Raw genomic sequence first — 1,095 nt, forward strand, 5'->3', positions numbered from 1 at the left:
TTCCTTTGTGTCAGCCTATTCGTAACTTCAGAAGCAAAGTTCTTGGAGATTATGCCAATGCTGGCTACAATGCTACAAAGGGACAGTACTTCTATGGATGTAAATGTCATGCTTTAGTCAGTGAATCAGGCTATGTCATAGACTACACAATTACTCCTGCTTCAATGGCTGATAGTTCAATGACCGAGGAAGTGTTGAGTCAATTTGGGACACCAACAGTCCTTGGAGATATGGGATATCTAGGTCAGTCACTGCATGATAGGCTGGAATTAAAAGGAATTGATCTAATTACACCTGTCAGGAAGAACATGAAGCAAAAGAAAATCCTTTTCCCTAATTTTTCAAAACGTAGAAAAGTGATTGAGCGAGTTTTCTCTTTTTTGACAAATCTAGGAGCTGAGCGTTGTAAAAGTCGTTCGCCTCAAGGTTTTCAATTGAAATTAGAGATGATACTTTTAGCGTATTCTTTACTGTTAAAATCAGCTAAATCACTGGAACCAGAGACTTTAAGATATTCTATCGGGTATCAAGTCATGGCTAAATAATCAACTAGCAATTCGGGTATATATATAGAAATAGGTATATAATAAAATACATTGATAGGGAATGAAAACTAAACTATTGATAATAGTTAACCCGAATTGCTAGTTAATTTCATTGGAAAATAAATAAGTCGTGCTATCCTAATCTTAAACCACTAAGCATTAGAAAGCGCACGACTTATATGACTTATAATAGCACACTTCCAAAAGTTTTTGTTTATTTACTGACAACCATTGAGACGCTTTATCAAACGAGTGTTCCCCTTGAGGTTCAAAACCGAAAGAACGTCCATCTCGCAACATCAGATTGCTTAGTTATCGCTTGTTACCTATGGGGCGTACTGCATTTTAGTGAAACACTTAAAGCTAAGCACCAATTGGCTCAAAGTTTATTTCCTAATTTCCTAGAATATTCTCGCTTTGTCCGCCGTTGTAATGCCCTCTTACCGAGTATCCAAGTCATTCGCCAAGCACTCGTCTTTAAAGAGGTTGAAGGAATGAGTGTATCCATTATTGACAGCTTCCCCATTCCTTTGTGTCAGCCTATTCGTAA

Annotated in this window: 2 pseudogenes; both read left to right on the forward strand. The window is 37.4% G+C overall.

Going from position 1 to position 1,095, the window contains the following annotated elements:
• Nucleotides 1-545, forward strand: a pseudogene (locus tag AB0O34_RS37000) (IS982-like element ISLll1 family transposase); the annotation flags it as partial.
• A 179-nt stretch (nt 546-724) separates the two neighbouring features.
• Nucleotides 725-1,095, forward strand: a pseudogene (locus AB0O34_RS37005) (IS982-like element IS982B family transposase); the annotation flags it as partial.

The organism is Sphaerisporangium sp. NPDC088356 (assembly GCF_040685555.1).
GTDB lineage: Bacteria > Actinomycetota > Actinomycetes > Streptosporangiales > Streptosporangiaceae > Sphaerisporangium.